Annotated in this window: 19 protein-coding genes; 4 read left to right on the top strand and 15 right to left on the bottom strand. The window is 51.0% G+C overall.

The genetic code is table 11. The annotated features are described in order from the left end of the window. The 11 genes from PGL02S_RS03870 to PGL02S_RS03820 form a co-directional block, all read right to left on the bottom strand. Positions 1-1,053 (bottom strand): ABC transporter permease, encoded by a 1,053-nt coding sequence (locus tag PGL02S_RS03870; RefSeq protein WP_036641458.1) that lies wholly within the window; start codon positions 1,051-1,053, stop codon positions 1-3. Positions 1,054-1,070: 17 nt separating this feature from the next. After that, on the bottom strand, positions 1,071-2,585 hold the full coding sequence (locus PGL02S_RS03865; RefSeq protein WP_036641457.1) for a sugar ABC transporter ATP-binding protein: 1,515 nt from the start codon (positions 2,583-2,585) through the stop codon (positions 1,071-1,073). A gap of 320 nt (positions 2,586-2,905) precedes the next feature. Further along, positions 2,906-3,664, bottom strand: coding sequence for a DUF899 domain-containing protein (locus PGL02S_RS03860; RefSeq protein WP_036641455.1), 759 nt, complete (start codon positions 3,662-3,664; stop codon positions 2,906-2,908). A gap of 230 nt (positions 3,665-3,894) precedes the next feature. Then, positions 3,895-5,523: a response regulator transcription factor gene (locus PGL02S_RS03855; protein ID WP_036641453.1), complete on the bottom strand. Its 1,629-nt coding sequence runs from the start codon at positions 5,521-5,523 to the stop codon at positions 3,895-3,897. A gap of 18 nt (positions 5,524-5,541) precedes the next feature. Further along, positions 5,542-7,362, bottom strand: coding sequence for a cache domain-containing sensor histidine kinase (locus tag PGL02S_RS03850; protein ID WP_036641451.1), 1,821 nt, complete (start codon positions 7,360-7,362; stop codon positions 5,542-5,544). Then, complete coding sequence (locus PGL02S_RS03845; RefSeq protein ID WP_235187413.1) at positions 7,352-8,413, bottom strand: autoinducer 2 ABC transporter substrate-binding protein; 1,062 nt, start codon at positions 8,411-8,413, stop codon at positions 7,352-7,354. Before PGL02S_RS03845 ends, PGL02S_RS03850 begins: the two co-directional genes overlap by 11 nt. Before the next feature lie 194 nt (positions 8,414-8,607). Continuing rightward, the gene (locus PGL02S_RS03840; protein WP_036641450.1) at positions 8,608-9,537 is read right to left on the bottom strand and encodes a carbohydrate ABC transporter permease; all 930 of its coding nucleotides are present in this window, start codon (positions 9,535-9,537) and stop codon (positions 8,608-8,610) included. After that, positions 9,537-10,448, bottom strand: coding sequence for an ABC transporter permease (locus tag PGL02S_RS03835; RefSeq protein WP_006211888.1), 912 nt, complete (start codon positions 10,446-10,448; stop codon positions 9,537-9,539). Before PGL02S_RS03835 ends, PGL02S_RS03840 begins: the two co-directional genes overlap by 1 nt. A 10-nt stretch (positions 10,449-10,458) precedes the next feature. Then, positions 10,459-12,075, bottom strand: coding sequence for an ABC transporter substrate-binding protein (locus PGL02S_RS03830; RefSeq protein WP_036641449.1), 1,617 nt, complete (start codon positions 12,073-12,075; stop codon positions 10,459-10,461). A gap of 338 nt (positions 12,076-12,413) precedes the next feature. Then, positions 12,414-14,687, bottom strand: a complete 2,274-nt coding sequence (locus PGL02S_RS03825; RefSeq protein ID WP_036641448.1) for a helix-turn-helix domain-containing protein — start codon at positions 14,685-14,687, stop codon at positions 12,414-12,416. 145 nt (positions 14,688-14,832) lie between these two features. Continuing rightward, positions 14,833-15,177 (bottom strand): winged helix-turn-helix transcriptional regulator, encoded by a 345-nt coding sequence (locus tag PGL02S_RS03820; RefSeq protein ID WP_006211889.1) that lies wholly within the window; start codon positions 15,175-15,177, stop codon positions 14,833-14,835. A gap of 199 nt (positions 15,178-15,376) precedes the next feature. On the opposite strand from PGL02S_RS03820, the gene PGL02S_RS03815 reads away from it, so the two are divergent. Next, on the top strand, positions 15,377-16,546 hold the full coding sequence (locus tag PGL02S_RS03815) for an MFS transporter (RefSeq protein ID WP_036641447.1): 1,170 nt from the start codon (positions 15,377-15,379) through the stop codon (positions 16,544-16,546). A 161-nt stretch (positions 16,547-16,707) separates the two neighbouring features. Further along, positions 16,708-17,601, top strand: coding sequence for a cupin domain-containing protein (locus PGL02S_RS03810; RefSeq protein WP_036641445.1), 894 nt, complete (start codon positions 16,708-16,710; stop codon positions 17,599-17,601). Positions 17,602-17,647: 46 nt separating this feature from the next. Here the strand turns inward: PGL02S_RS03810 and PGL02S_RS03805 are convergent, their stop codons facing one another. Genes PGL02S_RS03805 through PGL02S_RS03790 form a run of 4 tightly spaced genes read right to left on the bottom strand, consistent with a single transcriptional unit; the run spans position 17,648 to position 22,320 of the window. Then, the gene (locus PGL02S_RS03805) at positions 17,648-18,346 is read right to left on the bottom strand and encodes a metallophosphoesterase (RefSeq protein WP_006211893.1); all 699 of its coding nucleotides are present in this window, start codon (positions 18,344-18,346) and stop codon (positions 17,648-17,650) included. Then, positions 18,343-19,422: an ABC transporter ATP-binding protein gene (locus PGL02S_RS03800; protein ID WP_036641503.1), complete on the bottom strand. Its 1,080-nt coding sequence runs from the start codon at positions 19,420-19,422 to the stop codon at positions 18,343-18,345. Before PGL02S_RS03800 ends, PGL02S_RS03805 begins: the two co-directional genes overlap by 4 nt. A gap of 54 nt (positions 19,423-19,476) precedes the next feature. Continuing rightward, positions 19,477-21,189 (bottom strand): ABC transporter permease, encoded by a 1,713-nt coding sequence (locus PGL02S_RS03795; RefSeq protein ID WP_036641444.1) that lies wholly within the window; start codon positions 21,187-21,189, stop codon positions 19,477-19,479. Between the two features lie 9 nt (positions 21,190-21,198). Beyond that, positions 21,199-22,320: an extracellular solute-binding protein gene (locus PGL02S_RS03790; RefSeq protein ID WP_036641443.1), complete on the bottom strand. Its 1,122-nt coding sequence runs from the start codon at positions 22,318-22,320 to the stop codon at positions 21,199-21,201. Between the two features lie 165 nt (positions 22,321-22,485). On the opposite strand from PGL02S_RS03790, the gene PGL02S_RS03785 reads away from it, so the two are divergent. Both PGL02S_RS03785 and PGL02S_RS03780 read left to right on the top strand, forming a co-directional pair. Further along, positions 22,486-23,409 (top strand): LysR family transcriptional regulator, encoded by a 924-nt coding sequence (locus PGL02S_RS03785; RefSeq protein ID WP_036641442.1) that lies wholly within the window; start codon positions 22,486-22,488, stop codon positions 23,407-23,409. A gap of 99 nt (positions 23,410-23,508) precedes the next feature. Next, positions 23,509-24,870, top strand: a complete 1,362-nt coding sequence (locus PGL02S_RS03780; RefSeq protein ID WP_036641502.1) for a dipeptidase — start codon at positions 23,509-23,511, stop codon at positions 24,868-24,870. Positions 24,871-25,622 lie beyond the last annotated feature (752 nt).

Genomic DNA, 25,622 nt, shown 5'->3' with positions numbered 1-25,622 from the left:
TTAAATTCTCCTCCTCATCAAATGACTTCGGTCTACCCCGCGCTTCACAAACGCATTCACCAAAATGGCAATCAGAATGACGCCTCCCTGAATGCCCATCTGCCAGAATGGCGATACGTTGATTAGCGGCAGAGCATTATTCAAGATACCAAACAGGATGGAGCCTAAGAGAATGCCGGATATTTTGCCCGAGCCGCCAGCGATGCTGACACCGCCAAGCACGCAGGCTGCGATCACGCTTAGTTCGTACCCGGATGCCGTGTCCCCTTGGGCGGACGCGAATTTGGATACCCACAGCACCCCTGCCAGACCGGCCAAGGAGCCCATAATGGCATAGACCAGCCAGATAATGCGTTTCGACTTGATCCCGCTGATCTGGGCGGAATCGGGGTTACTGCCCACCGCATAAATTTGTCGACCTGTACGAGTATGCTGAATGAAATAATACGCAACCAGATAAATAACAATGGCAATGAGAATCAGGTTGTTCACGCCGAGGAAGCTGCCGGTGGCAATACCTTTGAAGCTGCTCGGCATTTGATGGGCGCTGACCCATTTTCCCCCGCTGATCATATATGTCAACCCTCGGAACACATTCATCATCCCGAGTGTCGCAATAATCGGCAGAATGCCCACCTTCGCCACCAGGAAACCTACGACCAACCCGCTGATCCAACCTACCGCCGTTCCCAGCATAATGACCAGTGCCGGGTGCAGGTCCGGGAATGCCCCGACTGTGAGTGCTGCAGTCATACCGGACAGCGCTAAAATGGCACCAATGGACAGATCAATGCCCCGAGTGACAATAACCAGCATCATCCCTACTGCCAAAATGCTTAATATAGCCGTATTGGTTGCCATATCGCTGATGTTCTCAAGGGTCAGAAAGCTCGGGTTCCTGATCTGCACCGCAATCGATAACAGCACGATGAAACCGAGCAACCCCACTTCCCTGAACTTCGAAATATTCGATGCAAAAGATCGTGTCTTGACTGTCCCTCCCGTAGCGGGCTGTGAAGCTGCGATTGTTGCACCTGTGCCCTTGTCTTCCATAGGTTCTCTCCCACCTTCTATGCTCGTTTATTCAGGGGAGCTTCATCCGCCATCGCATGTTGTAAAATCGCCTCTTGCGAAATTGAAGGACGATCCAGAAATGCCGTGATTCGTCCCTCGCGCATGACAGCAACTCTGTCGCACATGCCAATAATCTCCGGCATTTCAGAAGAAACCATGATAATGCCGTAACCTTGCGCAGCCAGATCGCTGATCATCTCATAGATAGATGATTTGGCGCCGACATCGACCCCCTTGGTCGGTTCATCCAGAATGATGACGTCCAGCTCACTGGTGAGCAGCTTGGCGAATACCACCTTCTGCTGATTGCCGCCGGAGAGCGAGCTTGCCAGATCGAATATACTCTTGGCTTTCACACCGACCTTCTCGGCAATTCGCTTGGCTATATCCGCTTCCGCGGCCGTATCGATCGTCCCCCGCTTGCTCACATGCTCCAGCGAGGACAAGGTAATATTGCGGGCAATGCTCCAGTCCAGCACCAGCCCTTGCTTCTGCCGATCCTCCGGCAGGTATCCGATTCCCTTGCGCATCGCATCAAGCGGACTCCGAATTCGAACAGGCTGCCCTTTGAAGAAAACGCTGCCCTCATCATAGGGTTCGATTCCAAACAACGCCTGGCATACCTCCGTCCTTCCCGCTCCTACGAGACCGGTCAAGCCTAATATTTCGCCCCGATGGAGCATAAAGCTGATGTCCGCAAAATACCCCGTCTTCGACAGCCCTTCTACCCGCAGCAATTCTTCCCCTAGAGCTGCTTCTTTTTTGGGGAATAGCTGGGTAATCTCCCGTCCAACCATTGCTACAATCAGATCCGAATTGGAGATCTCATTCACATTCCAGGTTCCGATATATTTGGAGTCGCGGAACACGGTAACTTTGCTGGCAAGCCGGTACATGTCCTCAAACCGGTGGGAAATGAAGATGATGGCAGCTCCCTTATCCCGCAGTTGTTCGGTTATCCGGTACAACTCCTCGCTTTCGCGGTTGGTCAGCGCTGCGGTCGGCTCATCCATGATGATGATCTTGGCATTGGAGGACAGCGCCTTGGCAATCTCTACGATCTGCTGTTCTGCAATGCTGAGCTCCCCCATCAGCGTCTTGGCACTGAAGGTTGCCCCGAGCTCGGATAGCAGCCGCTGCGCCTCCTCATGCATCTCTTGCCAGAGAATCCGCTTCGTTCCCCGCTGAACTTTTTCATGGCCCATGAAGATATTCTCCGTCACCGACAGATCCGGATAACAGGTAACGTGTTGATATATGGCAGCGATGCCCTGATCCTTGGCAGCATTGGGTGTCTTAAACTCTACATGCTCTCCATTCAACAAAACCTCGCCTTCGTCAGGCTGATATACGCCGGTAATGACTTTAATGAAGGTGGATTTACCCGCGCCGTTCTCTCCCATCAATGCGTGAATCTCGCCTGGCTTGAGCTTGAAATAAACGTTATCCAGCGCCTTGATGCCGGGAAAAATTTTGGTGATTCCTTTCAATTCCAGAATGTACCCAGCCATCGCTCACCCCTCCGAATCCTGTTTTGTTGGCTGTTTCGCAGTTTACTGTACTGATCCTAGGTTACTAATTAAAGCGCTTTCCTTGTAGTAGACAAACCGGTTATGAAGGGGGTCATTTCTGACTACATTTGCGTTTTCTTCATTCTCTTTGCGTTGTTTGCATTCACTCCCCATAAAAAAAAGCCCCTCATCAATTCATCATTGACGGGAAGCTTTTTTGGATCAAACATAACTGGAGCATTGAATAAAATCAGTGCGTGTTCAAAAAGGTCGGTTTTCAGCACCGAGGCTTGCTAGTTGGGAATAACCACGCCGCAAAGTCAATCCAAGAAGTTAGGGACTGCGCCTCTTGGGGCGACCGTACGGCCCTTGGGCTCCTCCCAAAACTCTTGCCGACCCAGCGCCGTCTCATCGAGAAAGTAGTACGAGCCGCCAGCTTGCTCGAGTCCGCGGGCATAGACCGAGTAGGTGTGAAAGATTCTGTCACCGTCCCGCAGGAAGGAGCTGCGACCGGGCATTTCTATCGGCTGCTTACCCTCAAATATGGATTCTCCGACCTGAGCGTGTTCGATTTTGCTGCGGTAATTGTACACGAGCGGAGTGACGGATTCGTCCAGCGTGACATGGAAATCGTAGTTGAAGTCGCTGCCGTACGAGGAATACCAAGGGAACGTCCATCCCTTGCGTTCTTTGTACCGTTCAATCTTCGCTAGCGGGGCAAGGGAGACATACACAAAAGACGTATCACGGGCGTGCAGATGCCGGAGGTGGCCGCTTGACATTTCATCAGCTCCGGCCGAGCAGCTCGAGCATCCCTGCTCCCAGTCAGGAGCGAACATGAAATGGCCGACAATAAGCTGACTTCGGCCGTCAAACAGGTCGCGCAAACTTGCCTTGCCGTCCGGCCCCTCAAAAACGTATTCCTTGTCAATCTCGACCATCGGCAGTCGGCGGCGTTCGGCGTTCAGTGCATCCCGCGCGCGGGTAGCTTCCTTCTCCTTGGTCAGCAGCTCTTTGCGGGCCGCTAGCCACTCGTCTCGTGTCACGATTTTCGGTAATTCTCCTTTGATCCTGTTCATAATGCTTCCCCTTCCTAGGTGAATAAAGTAGTTTCCTTTAATGGATGAGAATGAGATTAGACTAACCTTAGTCTACCAATTACAACATGTCGTCATTTCTTATCAATTGCTATTATGCCGGTATCCACTTCATGAATATTTTAATCGACAAGCGCACCACACATGTCGGTACTACAACAGCCTCCATCACTAATGACAGGGGCCGTCTCGCTTCTGCACGATATTCATTCTTAATCTGCTCCTTCCAGCCGCTCCCTGTACTTCGAAGGCGTCTCCCCGTACCGCTGCTTAAACTGCCGGCTGAAGTACTTCACATCCTGATATCCGACTAAACTGCATACATCCGAAACCTTATGTTTAGCGTCAGTCAGCAGCTCTTTGGCTCTCTCCATACGCAGATTTGTAATGTAATCCAGCACCGTGACACCGGTTTGCATCTTGAAGGTTCTGCTGAAATAGGAAGGATTCATGTACACTCGATCGGCAATGGATTTTATGCTAAGATCGCTCCCCAAATGGGCAACGATCCAGGCTTTCGCCTGCTCCACCGGCTTAAGGCTGCCGCTCTGGCGGGAGTCGCGCACCAGGGATATGACATCAAGAATCAGCGTGTCCAGCTCCTTTTTCAACACATGTAAATGTGCCGCCCGGGATAACGACTGAATCCCCTTCTCGAGCGATACCGGTACGGTATCACCGCTGACATATTCAATGCCTACGGAATGGATTTGAATATAGGCGTTCTGTACCGCATATTGAATCGTCATCGGGGAGTTGATCTGACTGAGCCGCTGGAAGAATTGCTGCGACAAGGCAGCGGCTTCCTCCGTATTGGCTTGCTCCGCCACCGCCCGCAGCCGGTGGGCGAAATGGGCAAGCTCACTATCCATCCGTTCCACCGCCCAATCGGCCATATCATCGTGAAAGGTCCGGTTACTGCCGTAGAGCAAGCGGTAATTCATCAGCGACAGGGATCGCTGCCGCGCCTCTGGAAGCATATACAGATCCTCCATTCGATTGCCGTAGGACACCGACACACTAAATGGCGTATGCAGCGCGATAGCTGTACGAATGCTTGCAGATAAATCACTGGCCGATTGCTCGATTTCAGTGGCTTCCGGGTTTCCATTACTGTGAAGCATCACCCAGTAGTCGGAATCGCCGCCCTTCCAGCACCATTTTTCCATCCGCCCCTCGTATTGCTCCTGCATACGGTCCGCTACCTCGATGATGATATTTTCCATCGCATAATCAAAGGCCTCCCAATCCTTGGAGGTATAGCTTCTGGACTTGACCGGTACCGGATCAAGACTTATATATAACAGCACATACAAGCCCTTCGGAAAATCCTCCACCCAGTAACCGAGCCTTCCCATATCCAGTCCCGCGGAAGTGACGTAACTCAGCATTTGCGTTTGCCGCGTTAATTTCAATTCCCGCTCCATCTTATGGAGATGCAGGCGGTTTCGCTTGTTCTGGAGAATGATCGCACTGATCTCCTTCATCCGTCGCCGGAACTGCTCCCGGTCAACCGGCTTCATAATATAATCCACCGCTCCTTCACGGATGGCGGTCTGCATATATTCAAAATCGTTGTACCCGCTGATCATAACCGGGTAGAAGGTGTATCGGCGCTTCGCCTCCTTCACGAGAGTCAGCCCGTCCATATCCGGCATTCTGATATCTGTAATCAACAGATCGATGTCGCCATGGCTTTGATCCATATACTCCAGCGCCTCCAAGCCGCTTGAGAGCACAGCAACGACTTCCCAATTTCCTTCGCAAGTAGACAATAACCGTCCAATGCCTCTGCGGATCCGTGCCTCATCATCTACGATGATCGTGCGTATGGCTTCCATCCCCTTGTCCCTCCCTGCTCAATCTTGTTCAAGATCAGATACATCCTCTAAACGGATCATTGGAATTCGAAGGGTGACCTCGGTCCCCTTCCCTTCAACGCTGTGCAGCTGCATGCCATAATGAGGCCCATGCATCATCACAATCCGGGTGTTGACGTTCCCCAGTCCGAACTCTGAATCTTTGCCTGTAAGGGTCTGCTGCCTGAGCGACTCTTCCACCTCCAACAGCCGCCTGGAGGGAATCCCGGGCCCGTTATCCCTGACCTTGATCACGATATCCTCCATACCGCTTCGCAGACCAAGCTCCCTGCTTACAAGGATTTCGACAATCAGCTTGTCACGGGACTCGAGTCCATACTTGACGGCATTCTCCACAATCGGCTGCACGATGAATTTCGGCGTATAATACAACTCCAAATCGTGAGGCTCCAGGATATCAAACGACAGCCGCTGTTCAAAACGAAACTTCTGGATCGTCAAATAGTCCATGACATGCTGCAGCTCCTCCCGAACAGGGACAAACCTCGATTTGTTGCCTACCGAGAACCGCAGCATTCGTCCAAGCTGTGTCACCATGCCCACAACAGCTTCCTTCTCTCCCTCCTCTGCGGCCATGCTGATCGTCTCCAGCGTGTTGTACATAAAGTGGGGATCAATCTGCGATTGCAGCGCATACAGCTCTGCCTCTTTCTGCCGGATTTTGATATCATAGTTCTTCTCAATCAGCTCCCGAATGGTCGCAATCATCGAATTAAAGCTGCGGACCAGAATGCCTACCTCATCCTGTCGCTGCATGTTCAAGCCAACCTGGAATTTCCCGCGCTCGACCTCCTTCATCAGATGAATCAGCTTCTTGATCGGGCTCATCACACGCAGCACAAACACAACCGTCAAGCAAGTCGTCACGATCACAAATCCGCTAAAAATCATAATACTGAGTGTTCTTGTCCAATCCGTTCGGGCTGTCAGATCCTCAAGGGGAATGCTGTGAACCAGAATTCCTTCAAATGTCTGCGATTCCGTTACACTGATCAGCTTCTCGCTCCGGCTTTCCCTGAAGCTCCCGTTCCAGATCGGATACTCATGAACCGCCATATCCATCGATCCGATAAGCTCATGACGGGTGTGGTAGATGACCTCGCCTTTGAGACTGACCATGGCAATCTCGGCATCCTCATTCTGCTCAAAGTCCAGCAGGATCCGATCGATGAATGTGAGCTGCACCGCTATAAACATGGTACCCAGGTCCTTGCGGTTGTCCGTGTCCTGAATCTGCTTCATGATCATGACATAAGGGATATCCCCGTCAAACCGGAGTTTGATCTCGCTGGGAAGAATGATTTTTTCCTTCCCTCTCAAATCCATGTCCTGACCATACGGCGTAAGCATGCTCTCCCAATCCAGACCGGTAAACGGGATCCTTGAGGTGTGGAACAGCCGGTTCCTGGATAATACAAATACGCCTAGAATGTCGCTATTGCTCCCGTTCAGGTACGTCCGCGTCAAATAATTATTCACCGCATACTGGTCTTTGTTCTGATCCGCCTGGCTCTGGTAGGAATCCTTGCGCAGGATCGCCAGTGTATTCTCCGAATTCAGCAGCAGCTTGGGCATCGCCATCACATCCGCAATATGATTGTCGATATTGGCGTTCGCCTGTCTCAAAAATCGCGGCATGTATTCCCCGATCTGTTCCTCGATGGATTCCTTATATTGGATAAAGGAGAAGATTCCGAGCACAGCCATCGGAATCACGGTTAACACGATATAGGTCAGAATCAGCTTCGTGCTCAGCCTGTAATGGTTAAACCTTAACCGCCGCCGTCTCTCAGAAGTCATATTGGCTCACGTTCTCTCTTGTGAAATCAAGCGGCTCGCCCATAATGACTACATCCCCGTTGAACCGGATGCTGCCTACATTCTCGATTTCCTGGCCATGGACAGGGAGATTGCCTTCCAGCAAATTCTTGGCAATTACCACCGTCAGATACCCCAGTTTCTTCGGACTCCATAGTGTCGCCATCTGGGCGGAGCCGTCCTGAAGATAGGATTTCATCAGATTGGGTGTCGACAGGCCAACCACCTTGATATCGCCCTTCTTGCCCGTCTCGCTGACCACCTGTGCGGCCGCCGGCGGTCCTACCGAGGAATTGCCGATGATCCCCTTCAGATCAGGATGCTTGTTAAGCAGCTCCCGGGCGACCTCGTATGCTTGTTGCGGATTATCATCCGTTGCCGCAATCTCCACCAGCTCCATGCCAGGATAATAATGCGTCTGCTGATAACGAATCCATTTGATCCATTCGTTCAAGTTTGAAGCGGAAAGAGCGCCGGTCATGATGGCATATTCCCCTTCTTCTCCCATCGTCCAGGCGAGCGTATCCAGCAGATGGCGGCCGAGTGTCTCGGGATCCACCATATTCACGAACAGCTCCCTGGCCTCAGGCAGGGTATCGGCATCCCAGGTGATAACCCGGATTCCCTGTTCCTTGGCCTGGGTCAGCACGGGCACAAGCCGCTTAGGATCATTAGCCGATATCGCAAGCAGATCGACCTTTCGCTTGATCATGTCTTCGATAACTTTGATCTGCTGCTCGGCATCGGCAATCAGCGGACCATCGTAGATTACGTTCACGTTCAAATCCTTGGCCGCTTCCACAGCACCGTCTTCCACCACGTTAAAGTAAGGAATGCCCGTCACCTTGGGAACGATGCCGATCGTAAAGGGACGGGGCTCTTTATCCTCAATGGAAGAAGATGAGCTCGCTTTTACCGGTTCCATTCGATAGATGACATCATAACGGTCCTGCTTTTGATTGTAGCAAGCGCTTACAAAAAAGAGTAAAAACATCAGCACCATCGTCATCGTTTTGCGGGTCAAACTTCCCACTCCTTATAGCGTCATCAATTTGGATAGATTGTAACAAATGTTTCTGCTGTTTTGAAGGTGACATTTGTTATATCGAGGGTGCTAATCGTTACCTGTACGTCCCTTGTTCGCAATTTCCGTGATTCTCATGAACGACAAAGATCCCCCGAAGGGGATCTCTGTCCTTATCAGCAGCTGCAAGTATTCGTAACCAGTTACCCTTTGATAGAGCCGATCATAACACCTTTCTCGAAGTATTTTTGCATAAACGGATATATAAGCAGGATCGGAAGCGTGGATACAATAATGACGCCATACTTAATCTGGTCAGCATATCTTTGAGCGTATCCTCCTGCATCTCCCCCAGTTCCCGCACCGCTCGAGAATACTTGATTCGATAGCAGAATGTCCCGCAGAACAATTTGCAGCGGCTGCAGTTTCGTATCCCGAATGTAGATCAGGGCCGTGAAGAAATCATTCCAGTGCCCAACCAAATAATAGAGCCCGATGACGGATACCAAGGCTTTGGACAGCGGCAACGCCACTTTGAAAAAAAAGGTGAAGTGCGAGCAGCCGTCCATGACGGCCGCTTCGTGCAGCTCCTGCGGCAGCGAGTTCTCAAAAAACGTCCGGGCAATGATCAAATAGAACACATTCACGGAAAACGGGAGAATAAACACCCATATCGTATTGGTCAGACCAAGCCCCTTCATCAGCAGGTATGTGGGGATCAGCCCTCCGTTGAAAAACATCGTAATGACAAAAATCAACATGATAATCCGCCTTGCACGAAACTCTTTTCTGGACAGCACATACGCTGCCGGAAGCGTAAACAGCATATTAATCAGGGTGCCGAAGACCGTATAAAACAACGTATTTCGATAGCCGGTCCAGATCCGCATATCCTTGAAGATTTCCTGATAACCGAAAAAACTTATATTTTTGGGGATAAACATGACCTTCCCCGTCGACACCAGCGTGGAATCGCTGAAGGAAGCAATCACGATAAAATAGAGCGGGTACGCGACCAGAAGAAAAATAAAAGCACACAGAAATGCCAATGTTATTCTGAACATCAATTCCTTGCCATTGACGCGCTTTCTGGTATATTCATGTTCCACAACCGTTTCTCCTTTCCCAAGCATTAGAATAGGCTCGTTTCGGACATTCTCTTCGAGATGGTGTTCATCGCATACAGGAATACAAAATTGATGAGTGTATTAAACAAGCCGATGGCCGAGGCCAAACTGAATTGATTCGATATGATCCCAATTTTATAAACGTATGTTGCAATGACCTCAGAGACAGGAAGGTTCAGCGGATTCTGCATCAGGAATATTTTCTCGAAGCCGGTGCCAAGGATATTCCCCATGCTGAGAATAAACAGGATGATGATGGTTGGTATGAGCGCAGGTATGTCGACATACCGGATCGTCTGCCACCGGCTGGCTCCATCGATTTTGGCGGCATCATACAGCTGGGGGTCCACGGTGGACAGGGCTGCGAGATAGATAATGCTGTTCCATCCGCAGTGCTGCCATATGTCGGAGAGCACATACACCGGGATAAAGGTCGAGGTGGAGGCCAGCAGATTAATATGACCGAGTCCCAGCGCCTTCATGAAATGGCCGACAACCCCGGTCTCAGAGGATAACAGCACATTCAGCATGCCGACCAGCACGATGATGGATATGAAATGGGGCAAATAGACTGTTGTCTGCATCAGCTGTTTCATTCTTTTTCTGCGAATCTGATTAAGGATCAATGCCAGCAGGATCGGTGCCGGAAAACCAAGCACGATCGTTGCCAGACTGATTAGAAACGTATTTCGCATCAGATCCGTGAACAAGTAGCTGTCGATGAATTGCTGAAAATAGGCAAACCCCCTCCACTCGCCTCCGGTCAAGCCTTGGCTGAAGTCATAATCTCGGAATGCAAGCTGGATTCCGTACATGGGAATATAATTGAACAGCAGGATGACGATGATAGCCGGAAAAATCATGATCCACAGCTGATAATCACGTCTGAAGGTGTTCCGTCTTTTTCGGGATTCCATATCCTCCCTCCTAGTTTTGATTCATGTAATCATCATAATATTTCTGCATAATCTCAAGATTCTGCTTCAGGCCAGCCTTCTGGCTCTCCTTGATATACGAATCCCACTCCGCTTCCACGCCGCCCTTGGTTACCCATTTCGCAAAGCTGGATTCTGCCAGGTTCATCACGTTGGTGTTGTTCAGGCTCATGGTGTTGTTGTCGATGGTGGAATATTTGATGAACATGCCGGGGAATACATCCTTGTCAGGGTCAACCTCTAATGCAGGCTCCAGTGGCTCCGATTGTCCCAGCACCTCCTGCATATCGGTACCGAGTGTCAGCTTTAAGGAATCCGGTATATAGAAAGCACCGTTATCCGCCATCGTCGAGGTCCATTTCCATGTGCCCGGGTCCATCTTGGCATCAGCTGGAGGCAGAACGGCATATGTACCGTCACCGTTATCTTTAATATTGGGACCGATGGAGCCAAACAGCACCTGCATTCCCACCTCAGGCGCATATAACTCATTAATGAATCTCATGGCCGCTTCCTTGTTCTTGGTCTTGGCGGACATGACGATATGGTTCGGCCCATAATTCAGGGAGTAATAGTCATAGCTCCATGACAGCTTCCCGTTGTAATCCGCGAATGCTTTGAGCTGCGGCATGGAGGCATACTGCGGTGCCAGCTGCTCACCGAAACGGTCGGAGGCAACCCATCCCCAGGTGAAGCCAACCTTGGCCGTGTCTCCTTCACCGCGGGCGATAGATTGATATTTTGTATAATCATGGGTGAACACTTCCGGATTGATCAGCCCTGCCTTGTACAGCTTGTTCAGGAACAAAACCATCGTTTTGTACCGATCATCGGTCAGAAAATTCTTCACTTGCCCATCTTCCACAAAATAGCCCTGCCCGCTGCCGTCCGTCAGCGTGATGCCCATGCTTCCGAGAAGAACAGCAGGATTAAAGTATCCGCCGATGCCTCCCGGCCAATCCATCGGGATCTCGTCATTCGGGTTGCCATTGCCGTTGGCATCCTTCTCTTTGAATGCCACGAGCACTTCATACAATTCATCCCACGTTGTCGGCATGCCAAGTCCGAGGTTATCCAGCCACTGCTGGTTAATGAATTGCCTGCTGGCCGAGGCCGGCCAGAACCGCTGATATTTCGGGAGACCGTATATTTTGCCGTCAGACTGCGTTGCAATCACTTTGGTATCCGGTTTTTCATTAAACATAGTCTGTACGTTGGGTGCCTGATCCAGCATACTGGACAGATCCTGGAACAGTCCCTGGAACTGGGCGAAATCGGCATCTGTAATGACGTTCGGCCCGATGAACAGATCGGGGGTATCGCCGCTGGCAAGCATCGTTCCTTTTTTCTGTCCCCAGTCGGCCGTGATTTCCTGCCATTCGATCTCCACGCCTGCCGCTTCCTCAACCTTCTGCAGCCATTCCATTTCAGCAAGAGGTTTCGTAAGGGGATGCTTGGTAATAAGAGCTGTCAACTTCACTTTCTTGCCTGATGCGTCTCCGGGCGATTCCGCCGATTCGTTATGGTCGTCTCCGGCTCCGCTGCATCCCGTTAACAGCAGTGCAGTGATGACGATAAAAGAGATGAAAACGTTTACCTTTTTCTTCATTTCATTACCTCCTGGTTTAGTTTGTGGGTCTGATCCATAGGGATTGCAGCCTTGAATTTCGCCTTGCCTGCGGACACATTTCACTCTAATTGGAGGTGACGAGCTGCGTAAACGCACAGTTTTTTAAGGATCTTCATTTTTTGAAAGCGCTTATATTTATCGGATCAACAACCGCACCCGTTGCCTGTCGGCCAGAAGGATTCAAATATTGCATATATTCAAAAATTGAAGCTCTTTCATCTTCGAAAAGAAATCGTGCGAGGCGGAATATAAGGGCATAAGTTTACAAAAAGACCGCTTGGAGGCTGCCGTGGATCTCGGCATCAACGGTCTTTCGTTCAGGCTTTATGTGTATTCCGATATTGTCCGGGCGTTGTACCCACCATCTTCTTGAAGGAGCGGATAAAACTCGAGGTGCTGGTGTACCCCACCTGTTGAGATATAGCTTCAAGCGTCTCTTCGCTGTCTCGCAGAAGCTGAATGGATTTTTGAATCCGAAGCTGATCAATGTACTCTTTAAAATTTTGCCCCATCGTTTTCTTAAAATGATGGCTGAAGTTGGAGACCGACATATCAAAATAATCGGCCATCATCTGCAGCGAGCAGTTCGGATCCATTCCTTTTTCCGCAATGATGGATAGAATCGCCTCTTGGGTAGCCGGACGGGCAAGCGGCAGCGTCTCGCTGATCATATCGCACAGCTTGGTACAGCTTTCCCGGATGATTCCGATCATCTGCTCCAGCGTATAGCGATGTTTGAACGCGGCATCGGTCAGCCGCAAGAGGCTCTGATCATCATGACGGAACCGCTGGAGCCCGTTGAAGATAACGGTAACCGTGTTCAGGTATACACTTCGGATCATATGCGGCGGTAAACTGTCATTGCTTAAATACCCGATCATACGCTCCGACAAGGAAGCCAGCATCACGGCATCATTCTTCAGAATCGAGAGCTCAAGCGACTGCAGAAATTCGGCAAAATAGGATACGGCGCCAGATTGGGGAATTTCCATGTCATCAAATATCAGCACCGAACCGGTTTTGCGTATCCGCAGAAACTCCGCCGTCCGAAGCGCCTGCAGGTACGACACATGAATATCCACCGGTGATCGTGCTCGTACAGGTTTGCCGATGCCAATCACCGTTCGCAGTCCATTGTGCTTCAACAATGACTCTTGCATGCTTTCAAGACAGGATTCGAGGGGGAAATCACTCTCATGGGAGCTTGCCAGAATCAGCTCATGCTGATAGATGCTCTTGAAGAAGAAGGTCTGCACCCCGTCCGGCAGCAGCTCTTCGTATTTGCGGCAGCACGCCAAGATCTTCTCGGTTGCTCCGGCATCCGATTCACAGCATACCACGGCAACCGTAAAGTGTTCATATTTAAACCTAATGCCTATCCTTCCGGCTTCCTGTTCCCATTCCTCCCAGTCTGCATATTGCCCGCTCACCAGCTCGAACAGCAGGTTGTCCCGCATGATCGGCAAGGATCCCTTCACATGCTCGTCCAGCTTGCTATTCGCTTGTGAAAGCTCCTCCAGCGTGTACTTGATCGTATCGATTTCATTCATCGGCCTTCGCTCCTGCGGCTCGAAGACATGAACAGCGAGATCAACCAGACGCCGAATCGGCTGATAATTTTTACGGATGGATACATAGATGATGAACACTTCGAGCAGCAGAATCAGCCCGACAAGAACAACCGTGTTCAGCTGTATCGTTCGAATGCCCTTCAGAGATTGGGATACAGGCAGCAGACTGACATATTTCCAGCCGTTCTTGTCTGAAACCGAGTGGGATACCAGATAGTCCGATCCACTGATCGCGTAGATGCCGGAGGTGGGAGAACGCTCCTCCCCTATGCCCTGCACAAGCGCCCGGAAATCATCGGAAGACTGGTAGGACGTCTCATTGGAAGAAACCAATCTCCTTCCCTGGCCGTCAAACACAAAGAAATCGCCGCTATAAATCTCCGAAACAGACTTCATCATGCGGACAATCGTATCTTCCTTAACCATAATCATAACGACTCCGGGCGAATGGGTGCCTCCTACCGGAAGCGGCTGCACAAAGGTCAGCATTCTGACACGATTGTTGCCAGGCACAACCACATTCTCAACCGGCCGGACGATAGGGGCTTTGAGATCATTCAGGGTCTGTATCATATCTTGGTGCTCCCAGTTTTCATAATAATAGCCGACCCCAGGAATGGAGAGATCCTCCATGCTGTATGCGCTTCCAGTTTTAGAAAACAAATAACCGATGTTCTTCACATACAGCAAGGTGTTGTAAATAAACGCATCGGTTGCATTGTATTTTTTCATCTCATTGGCGATGATGACCCGCTGGTAGTCACTTTCCTCCGCTTTGTACATCTTGAACTCCCGATTCTGTACCAGCTCAAACGGCAGATTGTACACATACCGGGTAAAGGTATCCATTGATGTCATGAACTGTTCCGTAATATGCGCATTCCAGTCCATCTCCTTCTCTTTCACTACGTCTGCCGAATAGGGATAGTAATAACACAGGATGACAATCACGGGAAACATCAGGACAAGCAAATAGGAAATCAACAGCTTGGTCAGCAGGTTAATCTTATGGATTCGCAAGCGGCAGCCCCTCCCCATCACTTCATTCCAGATCTGAAAATGTTATCTATAAGAATACGAAATTCTCAAAAAAAAGAAAACTCATTTCCTGTCATCAACAACAAGAAATGAGTTCTTAAACTCCGTATCGTTTCACTTATCAACCTTATGAGGATTGCTCCACGCCCCATTTTTCCGCCCACTTCTCCATTTCCTTCAAAGAGTCCAGAAAATCCATCCCCTTCTCCGTCAAGGAATACTCCACGGACACGGGCACCGTAGGGAAAACCTCGCGCCTTACGATACCGCTGCCTTCCAAATGTCGAAGCACATCCGTTAAGGATTGTGTCTTGATGATAGCTGCATCCCGATGAAGCTGGTTAAAGCGTTTCGGTCCTTGGGATAACTGCGCGATGACAAGAAACGCCCATTTGGCACCAAGAATTTGCAGCACCGAACAGATATGATTGAACGCTGGCTTTTCCTGAAACTCTTCCCTAACGGGTTCCACAGCCTCACCCCACCGCTTACGAATAGTAAGTTAATCAAAATGTTTGGATAATGTCCAATTGCTTTGCCTTCTTACATAATATATGTGCTCTGCTTATAATACAAACACAACGAGATCTCGAGCATTTCCTAAACCGGCTGCAGCATGTGCTAGCCATGATTCGCAAGACCGGATGCCATAACCGAAGGGATGAATTTACATGAAACCATTCACGATATATTTATTAGCGCTTGGTGTCTTTCTTACCGCCACCTCTGAACTGGTCGTCTCGGGTATCCTGTATGCAATCGCAGACGATCTCCATATTTCACTGGCGCTTGCCGGTCAGTTAATCACCGCGTATTCACTTGCCTTTGCCATCGGGACACCGTTTCTGGTTTCGCTCACATCGCAAATCAACCGTAAAAAGGTGCTGCTCGGCTCGCTTCTGTTGTTCATTGTCGGCAGTCTCGCATCCTATGCCAGCAGCCATGTATGGCTGCTTATGGGTTCCCGCATCATCCTGGGGATTAGCTCAGGGGTGTATCTCGTTGCCGCAATGGGAACCGCAGCCAAATTGGTACCCCCGGATAAATTGGGCCGTGCGATCGGTACCATCGTTCTCGGGTTCAGCAGCGCCATGGTGCTTGGAGTTCCGATTGGCATCACGATAACCAATATGCTGAACTGGCAATCCATCTTCCTGCTGCTGGCTCTGCTCACTCTGTTGGTTGCCTTTGTCCTTGCCAAGCTCCTGCCGGATGTCGAAGGGGACGCGGCCGTTCCCTTTCATCAGCAGTTCAAAGTGCTGGGAAGTATAGTGATCCTGAGCGCCCTGTTTCTCACCTTCTTCCGGGAATCCGGCAATTCGGTGCTGTTCACGTACATTACCCCGTTTATCCAGGATATTTTTCATATCAAGCCCTCAAGCATCAGTCTCATGATGCTGGTATTCGGTCTCTTTGGGGCTATCGGCTCCAAGCTGGGTGGGTATGCTATCGACCGGTTTGGGCCACCCAGGGTGATCACTCTCAGTACACTCATTCATATTGGGGTATTTGCTCTTCTCCCGCTGCTCTCGGGCAAGTCGCTCATTGGACTCATGCTGATAAGCATCATGGTACTGTCCATGTTTGCGGCAGGTCCCGCTGTCCAGAGTTATTTTATCCAGCGGGCACCGGGCTCTTCCAATTTGATTCTCAGCCTGAACACCTCTGTTGTTCACTTCGGGTTAGCTGCAGGAGCGGGTGCAGGGGGCTTCATGTTAAACACGACATCCACGCTTCAATACCATCCATGGCTCGGAGGAGTTGTGCTCGCTCTTGGTCTCGCAGCCGGACTTATCAGTTTCGCTGCCGGTAAAAGAGCGCTGCTGCCACAATCGACCTGACAGGTAAGGTGCTTCCCCCTTCCTATTACATTATTGCAAGCCACCCGGCTAACGGGTGGCTTGCTGCCGCCTTGTCGAAAATGGGCTCACGGATGTTTGCCCATCCGAATAACGTATCCTATGGGTCAACGCCTATTACATTATGAAGGGCAGGAATCACCGTGGCAGTCTCTTATATGGATTTCACCTCTCCATCTGTTCGTTATACTTATGATCTGAACAATAACCAAATTTTCAAAAAAGACAATCAAAACTATATTAATTCACTCTCGGTAAAAGAATTGAACACGCTCGGCAACGCTTCTCTGCTGGATATTCATCTCAGCACCGGAAATGTGGTCGAACCGCATACTCATCAGAATGCATCCGAGTTGGTGTATGTCATTTCCGGAGCGGCCATCGTCTCCATCATTAATCCGTTCACCAAGGAGCTGCTGAACTTCCCGGTCTTGCCGGGTCAGGTCGCGCTTGTGCCTCAAGGCTGGTGGCATTATGAAATGGCGACGGCTGACAATACCCATCTGTTAGCCATCTTTGATGCGCCTGTGCCTGAATTCATTCCTGGCTCCGACCTCTTCAGATTAACCCCGGCCAATGTCTTCGCCCATACGTATTGCCTGGATGAAGCCAAAGTGAAAGAGACTTTCGCTCCTATTACCGATACGATTGTAATCGGGCCGCCTAAGAACTGCATGCACCAAGGGGAGGTGCAGGGCCAGACGATGCATCAGCAGCAGCACCCGTCACATCACAACCAGCACTACTACCATCAAGGAAGCCCTGTGAACCGTGACTATGAGCTGCTGCAGCAACAGCAGCAGCAATATCAACAGCAGCAACAGCAGCAGTTGTTCCAGCAGCAATTTCAGGCACAGGAACAACCGCAGCATGGAGCGTATGCTGCTGATCCACAGCGAACGCAGGCTCAAGAGCAAGAGCAGCTTCGCTCGCAGCAGCAATTACGAGAACAGGAGCGGCAACAATTCATCCAACAGCAGCAGCAGTTGCCCTTCTTGCAGCGTCAACTGATCGGAAACGGCTGGGATCAATTCTGATCCATGCTGCAGTGATCTAGGTCTTCCATTGTCAAACGCAGCATCACTATTCGTCCGTGATGCTGCGTTTTTCTTCTTGAAATGGAGTAATATATTCAGGAAGGCCGAATGCTCCCGTTATTTTCATCTTCCGGCACGTAATGCTCCCAGGTTGTTTAACCGATATGGACCACTGTAAGCCAGAGGTCAGATTCACCAGGCTTAAATAGTATCCGTGGCCTGCACCTGTATCGATTCCCAGCTTACCGTCTCCATGCCAGAGCTCCTCTGGCGGTACACCCAAACGAAACGTAGAAGTATGACCAAACACAATAACTTTGTCCATGCATCGGGGGGACAGAAGAAACGGCTCACGAATCTCCGTTAATTCTACCGGGCTCTGTGCATGAAGCGGAATGCCCGGCCGAATCCCTGCATGCACAAACACATATTGTTTATACTCGGTCCATAACGGCATGGTTCCAATGAATTGCTGATACTTCATGAAACGGGAAGCCGCAAGCCCAGCTTGTTCCGGCCGTTGATGCAGCCATTTGCGTTCGTTGTTTCCCTGAAGCGCAACGGCACCGGAATCACACAGCTCCTTCACATAATCCAGTGTCCCTGCTGAATCCGGTCCCTTGTTTACATAATCCCCAAGCAGGAACAAGCGGTCCACCTTCGGATCATAATGCACATGCAGCAGAAGAGCTTGCAGCAGATGACCGTAACCATGAACATCCGAAACAGCGTACACCTGGCTCATGGGGCTAGCATGCTGCTGTCTGCATATATCATGGTTTGATCCGGAGACAGTCGTATCCACAATTCGCTTCCGGCATCCACCGTGCAATCATGGAATAAATGAATGGGCTGCCGATCTGCCGTTTCCACAATGACTCTCCATCTTGTCCCTTCGTACACCGTCTGTACCACCGTCACCTTCAGCAGGCTTCCTGCTGCCGAAGTTTCTTCGCTGCATATCCGGATGGATTCAGGATGGATCATTATCACGGCTCTGCCGTCTCCCATATCCCCGCCTGAGCGAAGTCCGGCAATGGGACGCCCGGCAAGTATGGCTTCAGGCTGCCCATTCCGGGCCAGCTCGGCTTCCAGCCGGTTGTGATATCCCATGAGCTGCGCAACCCAAGGGCTTGCCGGTCTCTCAAACAACACCCTCGGCTCCCCGAATTGATCAATTCGTCCATCCCGCAAAATCAGAATCCGATCCGCCACCGTGAATGCCTCCATACGATCATGCGTCACATACAAGGAAGCGATGGATAACTCCCCCAGCAGTCTCGCCAGTTCACCGCGCATGTCCGTTCTAAGCTTAACGTCCAGATTAGACAACGGTTCGTCCATCAACAGCAGCTTGGGCTCTGTTGCCAGGGCCCTTGCGATGCCGACGCGCTGCTGCTGTCCACCCGACAGCTGGGCGGGAAGGCGGTCCAATAAGCCCTCCAGCTTCAGAAGCGACTGGAGTCGTTCCAATTTATCCGCCCTGTCTTTAGTGTCCAGCTTCCGGCGCTTCATCCCGTACTCCATATTCTGTTTCACCGTCATATGCGGCCATAGGGCATAATCCTGAAACACCATATTGATAGGCCGATTCTCCGGGGGAACATAGTGCCTTCCCCGTTCCACGGTGACACCCGCCATCTCCACCTCGCCTGAATCTATGCGCTGAAGTCCGGCAACCATCTGCAGCAGCGTCGATTTCCCGCAGCCCGATGGACCGAGAATGCAGATGCGTTCTCCTTCCCCCACTTCAAACGTGATCGGCTCCAATACTTGCTGTGAGCCGAATGATTTCGATACGCCTTTTACCCTTAAGATCATTCCGCTCTCCATCCCTTCCAAGTCTGATCACACTCTATCGACAACCAATTCCATCTACCGCGATTTCTTGCCATCCAGCCATCGAAATACAAGACGCCCCACTGCTTGAAGCAATACGATGATCAGCACCACGGTACCGCAGCTTACCACGGTAGCAGCCGTAGCATAGCCATAGCGCGAGAATTCAAAAGCTCTGTCGATAACCAGCGGCATCAACGAATAATTAGCCGGTTTCAGCATCGAGGCCAGGGCCAAATCAAACACGCTGGTTCCAAACGAAGCCAGAATTGCAATAAGCAACGACTGACGCACCATGGGCAGTACGATATCCCGCATCCGCTCGAATACACTTGCCCCTTGGATAGCGGCTGCCTTCAGCATCGTGCTGGACAAATTGCCGAACGCTCCAAGCTGGACCCTGACCGCGTAGGGGATGGCACCGGCTATGCCCGCAATCACGAGCAGCGAAGGCTTTCCGTACAAGTGCAAACCAAGCGGTTCCAGCCATTTTTGATTCCATATAAAGATATAGCCAATTCCCAGAACAACACCGGGCACTGCCAATGAAACGATAGAGAACAGCTGAAGCAGCGGTTTTAGCCTCGACTCCGTGAAGGTCAGCATATAGGCAACAACAAACCCGATCAGCATGCTAAACAATGCGGCAGCGGCAGCAATGGCAAGTGAATGATACATTCCTTCCAGATAACCCAGCAGCCGGTGGTCCCCAGCCTGCCCTGCAAATAATTCACGATAATGATCGAGCGTAAAATTACCCGCATTCAGGCCGCCGCCTGCCTGTTTCAGCAGAGATACCGCAGCACTCGTCCCAATCGGAATCCCGAGGCTCACAACAAGAAAAACCGTAATCGACAGATTGTAAATCCACGCAAAACGCGGCTTCACCTTCTCCAGCTTGACGGCTCTCGCATTCAGAAAGTCAAATCTGGATTTGCGAAGGGTCACCATAAGCAGAGTCATCGCCAGTGCCAGGATCAAGACCAGGTAAAAGGCCAGCACTCCCGCCATATCAAAACGTACAGGCGACTGGTAAATAGCCGAGTAAATGGAGTAGGTCAGCGTGGGGAATTTATACACCGTTGCCAATGCGGCAGGCAGCCCGAAATCGCCGATTGAATCCATAAAAACCAAGGTCCAGCCCGCTGCATATGAAGGCAGCGCCAATGGCAGCTCGACGGTTCTCCACACGGTGAACGGCTTGGCGCCGTTCAGTCTGGCCGCGTAACCAAACTGCCGGATATTCCATTCCGATGCGGCCATGATAGCCAGATAAGCCAGCGGAAACTTACTAAGCGACATGACAAACACTAGTCCGGCCGGTTGAAAAATGAACGAGGTAACCCACGTCAGACCCAGCCACTGATGAACCAGTCCATCCGCACTCGCAAACAATACCCAGCCCTGTGCAATCATGAAGGAGGGAGCGATCAGCAGCACCCAAGCTGTCATATCCAGCAACCTCGCTGCGGCAAAATTCCATCTTGCCCGTATAGTAGCCAGAACGCCTCCGATGATCGTACCAAAGCTGGCCGTTCCCAGCGCTAATGTGACTGAATTCAGGAGGGATTGTTTCCACAGCGGACGATGAAATATTTCTCCGATCAAGCCCAGGCTGCTGGACTGAATCTGCCCGAAAAAGAGTCCGGGAAATATCACGTTGATCAGAACGGCGAGCAGCGGCAAAAAAATAAAAACAAACAGGAGGAGGGTTACCCCGCCTCCATAGCGAGCTTCCGAAGTATTCATGTAATCTGCCTACCTTACGTTCTGATCCGCAAACCAGGTTTTGATCTCAACTTCATGCTCGGAGGCCCACTTTGCAGAAGGCAGCATAAAGGCACCGTTTGGTTCACGTTCACTTCGTGCCGGCACACCTTCAACCAGCGGCGTGAAGAAGCTGTCCGTTGAATCCAGCGCCGTTAACATCTGCTGTGTCTCGGGTTTCAGCATATATTCAACAAACGCCTTGGCCGCAGCCGGATTCTTGGCCTGTTTGCTGATCGCTACCACACGAAGGCTCCCGGGTGCCCCCTCCTCCGGCCAAATCACCTCAATGGGCTCACCTGCAAGTTTCAGTTCATAAGCATTGTGCTCCTGAAGTGCCGCAACCTCGATCTCTCCGCTTAACAAGGCTTTGCCTACCGGGCCGTTCTTGGGATAGACATGGAGTCCCTTCTCAAAACGCTGCGCATATTTCTGCTCCGCCTCCGCTACGCCCCACTGTTCAAAAAACGCAGATACGAGTGGATAGGCAGGCGCTGCTACAGCAGGATCTGCATGACCGACTGGACCGTCATACTTGAAAAATTGTTCCCATGTGGTCGGAGCCTTCTCTGGCGATACCCGATCCGTGTTATAAGCAATCACGCCAGCTGCATGAATGCCGACCGGGAAATAGGCGAAATCCTCCGGCACATAAGCCTTCCCGTTCTCAGACAGATTCCCCAGATTCTCAGGCTGCCAGCCTGTCATCAGAAAATCGCGGTCAGCTAAATTTCGCACCGATCCATGACCGTCCATCATCAGCACGTCCCACTGCGGGTTCCCCTGCTCGGCCTCTATTTTGGCCAATGCTTCTCCCCCGCCATAATGCACGGCTTCAATCTTGAAGCCTGTCTCTTCCATAAACTTCGGAGCAATGAAATCCACAAAATCATTTCCGTATAAATAGATCGTTTCCCCGGTGTCTTCAACCTTGTCGTTACCTGAGGACACCTCCGATTGCCCCGAAGCCCCACTTCCGCTGGCGATGGGTACGGTGGTTTCTCCCGATCGGACCGTTTGCTGTCCATCGGATTGCGCGCATGCCGACAATAGCCACATGAGCGCGGTTAATGCAAACAACATCCCATATTTGAAACCTGTCTTTTTATTCATGTCACCCTCCTGTTTTGAATTGGCCTTCTTGATTCCATTTCAGCATAACGCCCCAGATTCAATTAAAAATTATCGCTGCGTTAACAAAGAGTTAAATAATATCTATCAAATGAAGGATAAGATTAATAGGATCGATGATGAAACTGGAAGAAAGGGATGTAATCCATGAACTTACAGCAATTAAAAGTGTTTGTTCTCACCGTGGAACTGAAGAAGCTGTACCTTGTAGCTCAAGAGCTTGGCATCACCCAGCCAACCGTCACCTTCCATCTGAACAAGCTGCAGGAAGAGCTTGGCATCGCTCTGTTTCATACCAAGTCCTATCATGTCATCAAGCTTACGGAAGCCGGCCACGCCTTCTATCATTACGCATCACAGATCCATTCCCTGTCCGAGCAAGCTGAATCGACAATGGACGTATACCGGGGAACGGCCGCGGGGGTTCTCGCCATTGGCAGCACCCATACGCCAGCCACCTATTTGTTGCCGCCGCTCTTGCAGCAGCTGAAGCTCAATTATCCAGGGCTGTCCATCATGCTGGATGTCCGTCCGGCAGCCTATATTCTCGAAAAAATCAAAAAATACGAGCTCGATGTCGGCATCATCTCGAACACGCAAGTGGAGGACCCTGAATTCATCGCCCAGCCGCTGATTCATGATGATCTCGTGCTTATATTCGCGCCGGACCATCCCTTTGGGAGTTCAGAAGATTTGTTTCCGGAAGATCTGGCCGGACATCCCTTCGTATCCCATGAACCGGGCTCCATTAGCCGGCAGCTTATTGACCGCTGGGCGGACAAACATCGGTTGCAGCTTCAGGTTTCGATGGAGATCTCGGGTACCGAGGCACTGAAATCAGCGGTGCGGCACCGTCTCGGGTATGGCATGATTGCAGAAGCCGCCATTCAGGAGGACCTGGCAGAGGGCAAACTTCGTTCGCGGCCCATCCCGTCCTGGCTGCCTGAACGCCAGATCTATGCCGTTCGGCACCGCAATAAACTGATTAGTCCGGCACTGCGAATGTTCTGGAGAAATCTCCTGGACAATTTTTCATCTCAACAGCCCAATCATGTTCGCGATCAGTCTTAAGTTTCATTCCGCCATATTTCGTATTCTTCTAAAAAGGGGTAGAATAGTAAGGTGCGGCATTCTTGTATGCCAATGTTAATCCAAGGAGGATCCTAAATGATGAGTGTTGATTATAAAGCGTATTTCGCTGAACACCGCGAAGCCCATCTGAACGAATTGAAGGAATGGTTGTCCATTCCGAGCATTTCCGCCCTGTCCGAGCACAAAGGCGACGTTGCCAAGGCAGCAGAATGGCTTGCTGGCAAGCTTAGAGAGGCTGGGCTTGAGCATGTCGAGGTTCATCAGACGGCAGGACACCCTATTATTACGGCGGACCATCTGCATGCGGAAGGCAAGCCGACCATACTCGTATACGGCCATTACGATGTGCAGCCGGTAGACCCGCTGCATCTGTGGGAAACTCCGCCGTTTGAGCCGGATATTCGAAACGGCAAGCTGTACGCGCGCGGCGCTACGGACGACAAAGGACAGCTCTTCCTGCATGTCAAAGCTGTCGAAGCTATTTTGAAACAGGAGAAGGAGCTTCCGGTCAACATCAAGTTTTGTATCGAAGGCGAGGAAGAGGTATCCAGTCCAAACCTGCCGCTCTATCTCGACAACAATAAGGACAAGCTTGCGGCGGATGCCATTGTGATCTCGGATACGTCCCTGCTCGCACCTGGTAAACCGGCTATTTCTACGGGCCTCCGCGGATTATGCTCCCTGGAGCTGTCACTCGAAACAGCCAATACCGACCTGCATTCCGGTACATATGGCGGCGGGGTGCCTAACGCGCTGCATGCCCTCGTCTCCCTGCTCTCCTCGCTCCATGATGAGCAAGGCCGTGTCGCTGTCAAAGACTTCTATGACGGCGTACTTGAGCTGTCCCCGGAAATGCGCGAGGAATTTGCCAAGCAGGAATTTGACGAGGAGAAGCTGAAGCGGGATCTCGGCCTCGATTCCCTGTATGGTGAAGAAGGCTTCTCCTTCGTGGAACGGGTAGGTGCACGTCCTACGTTAGAGCTGAACGGGGTGTACGGCGGATTCCAGGGCGAGGGCAGCAAGACCGTCATTCCGAAGGAAGCCCACGCCAAAATCACGTGCCGCCTGGTGGCGAACCAGGATCCGCAAGCAGTTCTTGACGCAATTGAAGCACACTTGCATGCTCACACTCCGGTCGGTTCGAAGCTTACGTTCAAACCGAAGGAAAAAGCGTTTGCCTTCAACATCGATCCATCCCATCCGATGCTGCAAAAAGCGGCGGATGCCTTCGAGAATGTGTACGGCACACGTGCCCTGTTCACGAAGGACGGCGGCTCCATTCCAATCGTGGAGAAGCTGTCCAGCACATTGAACGCCCCTGCGGTCATGATGGGCTACGGCTTGCCGGATGAGAATCTGCATGCTCCGAATGAGCATTTTAATCTGGAGAATTTCGATAAGGGGCTGCTGACAGCAGTGGAGTATTTGAAGCTGGTATAAGAAGGCTTCTGCAGTGCAGTTACCGCCCGTCGGCGGTTCATGACTGATAGAGTCAACTAAGATTTTGTCTCCCTTCGGGAGACTCCATCGTTTGCACAGGCAAGAGGGCTGAGGTGTACACTTCAGCCCTCTTGCTTTGTTTTTGCATGGAAAACGCTGCGAGTGCTGTGATTCTGCACTCGCAGCGTGGGCGGTAGTGCGCAGTGCTGCGGATCTGCACACGCTAACGTTTGGGGCTGGGCTGTGGGGGGGGGCGCACTCGCTAACGTTTGGGGCTGGGCTGTGCGCCGTGGGCCTATTAGCCTCTTTTTGTGTTGAACCATCCGTTCGTTGCCCCCGCTTCCCTACTCTCTACTCTCTACTCTCTACTCTCTACACTCTACTCTCTACACTCTACACTCTACACTCTACACTCTACTCTCTACTCTCTACCTCTACTCTCTACCTCTACTCTCTACCTCTACTCTCTACCTCTACTCTCTACCTCTACCTCTACCTCCACTCCCTACTCTCTACCTTTCTACTGCTTACTCCCTCCCGACTCTCCCCTCCTCCTCTATTTGGTTAACGGACCGACAGGACCTTATTGGCTTAGAAAGGTCCAATTCACAATTCTAATGGACCTAAGGATCGCTATTCCCAGATTTAGAGGTAACTTCACCCGTTTTTTAGACATATAACGGCCTCTCGGTCCGTTAGTCTCAAAATCAGGCTATTTTATATAAAATAGCGGCTCTCAAGTCCGTTACTGC

Origin of the sequence: Paenibacillus glucanolyticus NBRC 15330 (genome assembly GCF_004000885.1) — a bacterium.
GTDB classification, from domain to species: Bacteria; Bacillota; Bacilli; order Paenibacillales; family Paenibacillaceae; genus Paenibacillus_AQ; species Paenibacillus_AQ glucanolyticus.
The sequence above is the reverse complement of the archived record's forward strand: the minus strand, read 5'-3'. Positions and strand labels throughout refer to the sequence as shown.

What these genes read in the sequence shown, in the direction of transcription:
- PGL02S_RS03870 (WP_036641458.1), bottom strand. Translation starts at nt 1,053, where the DNA reads ATGGAAGACAAGGGCACAGGTGCAACAATCGCAGCTTCACAGCCCGCT.
- PGL02S_RS03865 (WP_036641457.1), bottom strand. Translation starts at nt 2,585, where the DNA reads ATGGCTGGGTACATTCTGGAATTGAAAGGAATCACCAAAATTTTTCCC.
- PGL02S_RS03860 (WP_036641455.1), bottom strand. Translation starts at nt 3,664, where the DNA reads ATGAACAGGATCAAAGGAGAATTACCGAAAATCGTGACACGAGACGAG.
- PGL02S_RS03855 (WP_036641453.1), bottom strand. Translation starts at nt 5,523, where the DNA reads ATGGAAGCCATACGCACGATCATCGTAGATGATGAGGCACGGATCCGC.
- PGL02S_RS03850 (WP_036641451.1), bottom strand. Translation starts at nt 7,362, where the DNA reads ATGACTTCTGAGAGACGGCGGCGGTTAAGGTTTAACCATTACAGGCTG.
- PGL02S_RS03840 (WP_036641450.1), bottom strand. Translation starts at nt 9,537, where the DNA reads ATGCTTGGGAAAGGAGAAACGGTTGTGGAACATGAATATACCAGAAAG.
- PGL02S_RS03835 (WP_006211888.1), bottom strand. Translation starts at nt 10,448, where the DNA reads ATGGAATCCCGAAAAAGACGGAACACCTTCAGACGTGATTATCAGCTG.
- PGL02S_RS03830 (WP_036641449.1), bottom strand. Translation starts at nt 12,075, where the DNA reads ATGAAGAAAAAGGTAAACGTTTTCATCTCTTTTATCGTCATCACTGCA.
- PGL02S_RS03815 (WP_036641447.1), top strand. Translation starts at nt 15,377, where the DNA reads ATGAAACCATTCACGATATATTTATTAGCGCTTGGTGTCTTTCTTACC.
- PGL02S_RS03805 (WP_006211893.1), bottom strand. Translation starts at nt 18,346, where the DNA reads ATGAGCCAGGTGTACGCTGTTTCGGATGTTCATGGTTACGGTCATCTG.
- PGL02S_RS03800 (WP_036641503.1), bottom strand. Translation starts at nt 19,422, where the DNA reads ATGATCTTAAGGGTAAAAGGCGTATCGAAATCATTCGGCTCACAGCAA.
- PGL02S_RS03795 (WP_036641444.1), bottom strand. Translation starts at nt 21,189, where the DNA reads ATGAATACTTCGGAAGCTCGCTATGGAGGCGGGGTAACCCTCCTCCTG.
- PGL02S_RS03790 (WP_036641443.1), bottom strand. Translation starts at nt 22,320, where the DNA reads ATGAATAAAAAGACAGGTTTCAAATATGGGATGTTGTTTGCATTAACC.
- PGL02S_RS03785 (WP_036641442.1), top strand. Translation starts at nt 22,486, where the DNA reads ATGAACTTACAGCAATTAAAAGTGTTTGTTCTCACCGTGGAACTGAAG.
- PGL02S_RS03780 (WP_036641502.1), top strand. Translation starts at nt 23,509, where the DNA reads ATGAGTGTTGATTATAAAGCGTATTTCGCTGAACACCGCGAAGCCCAT.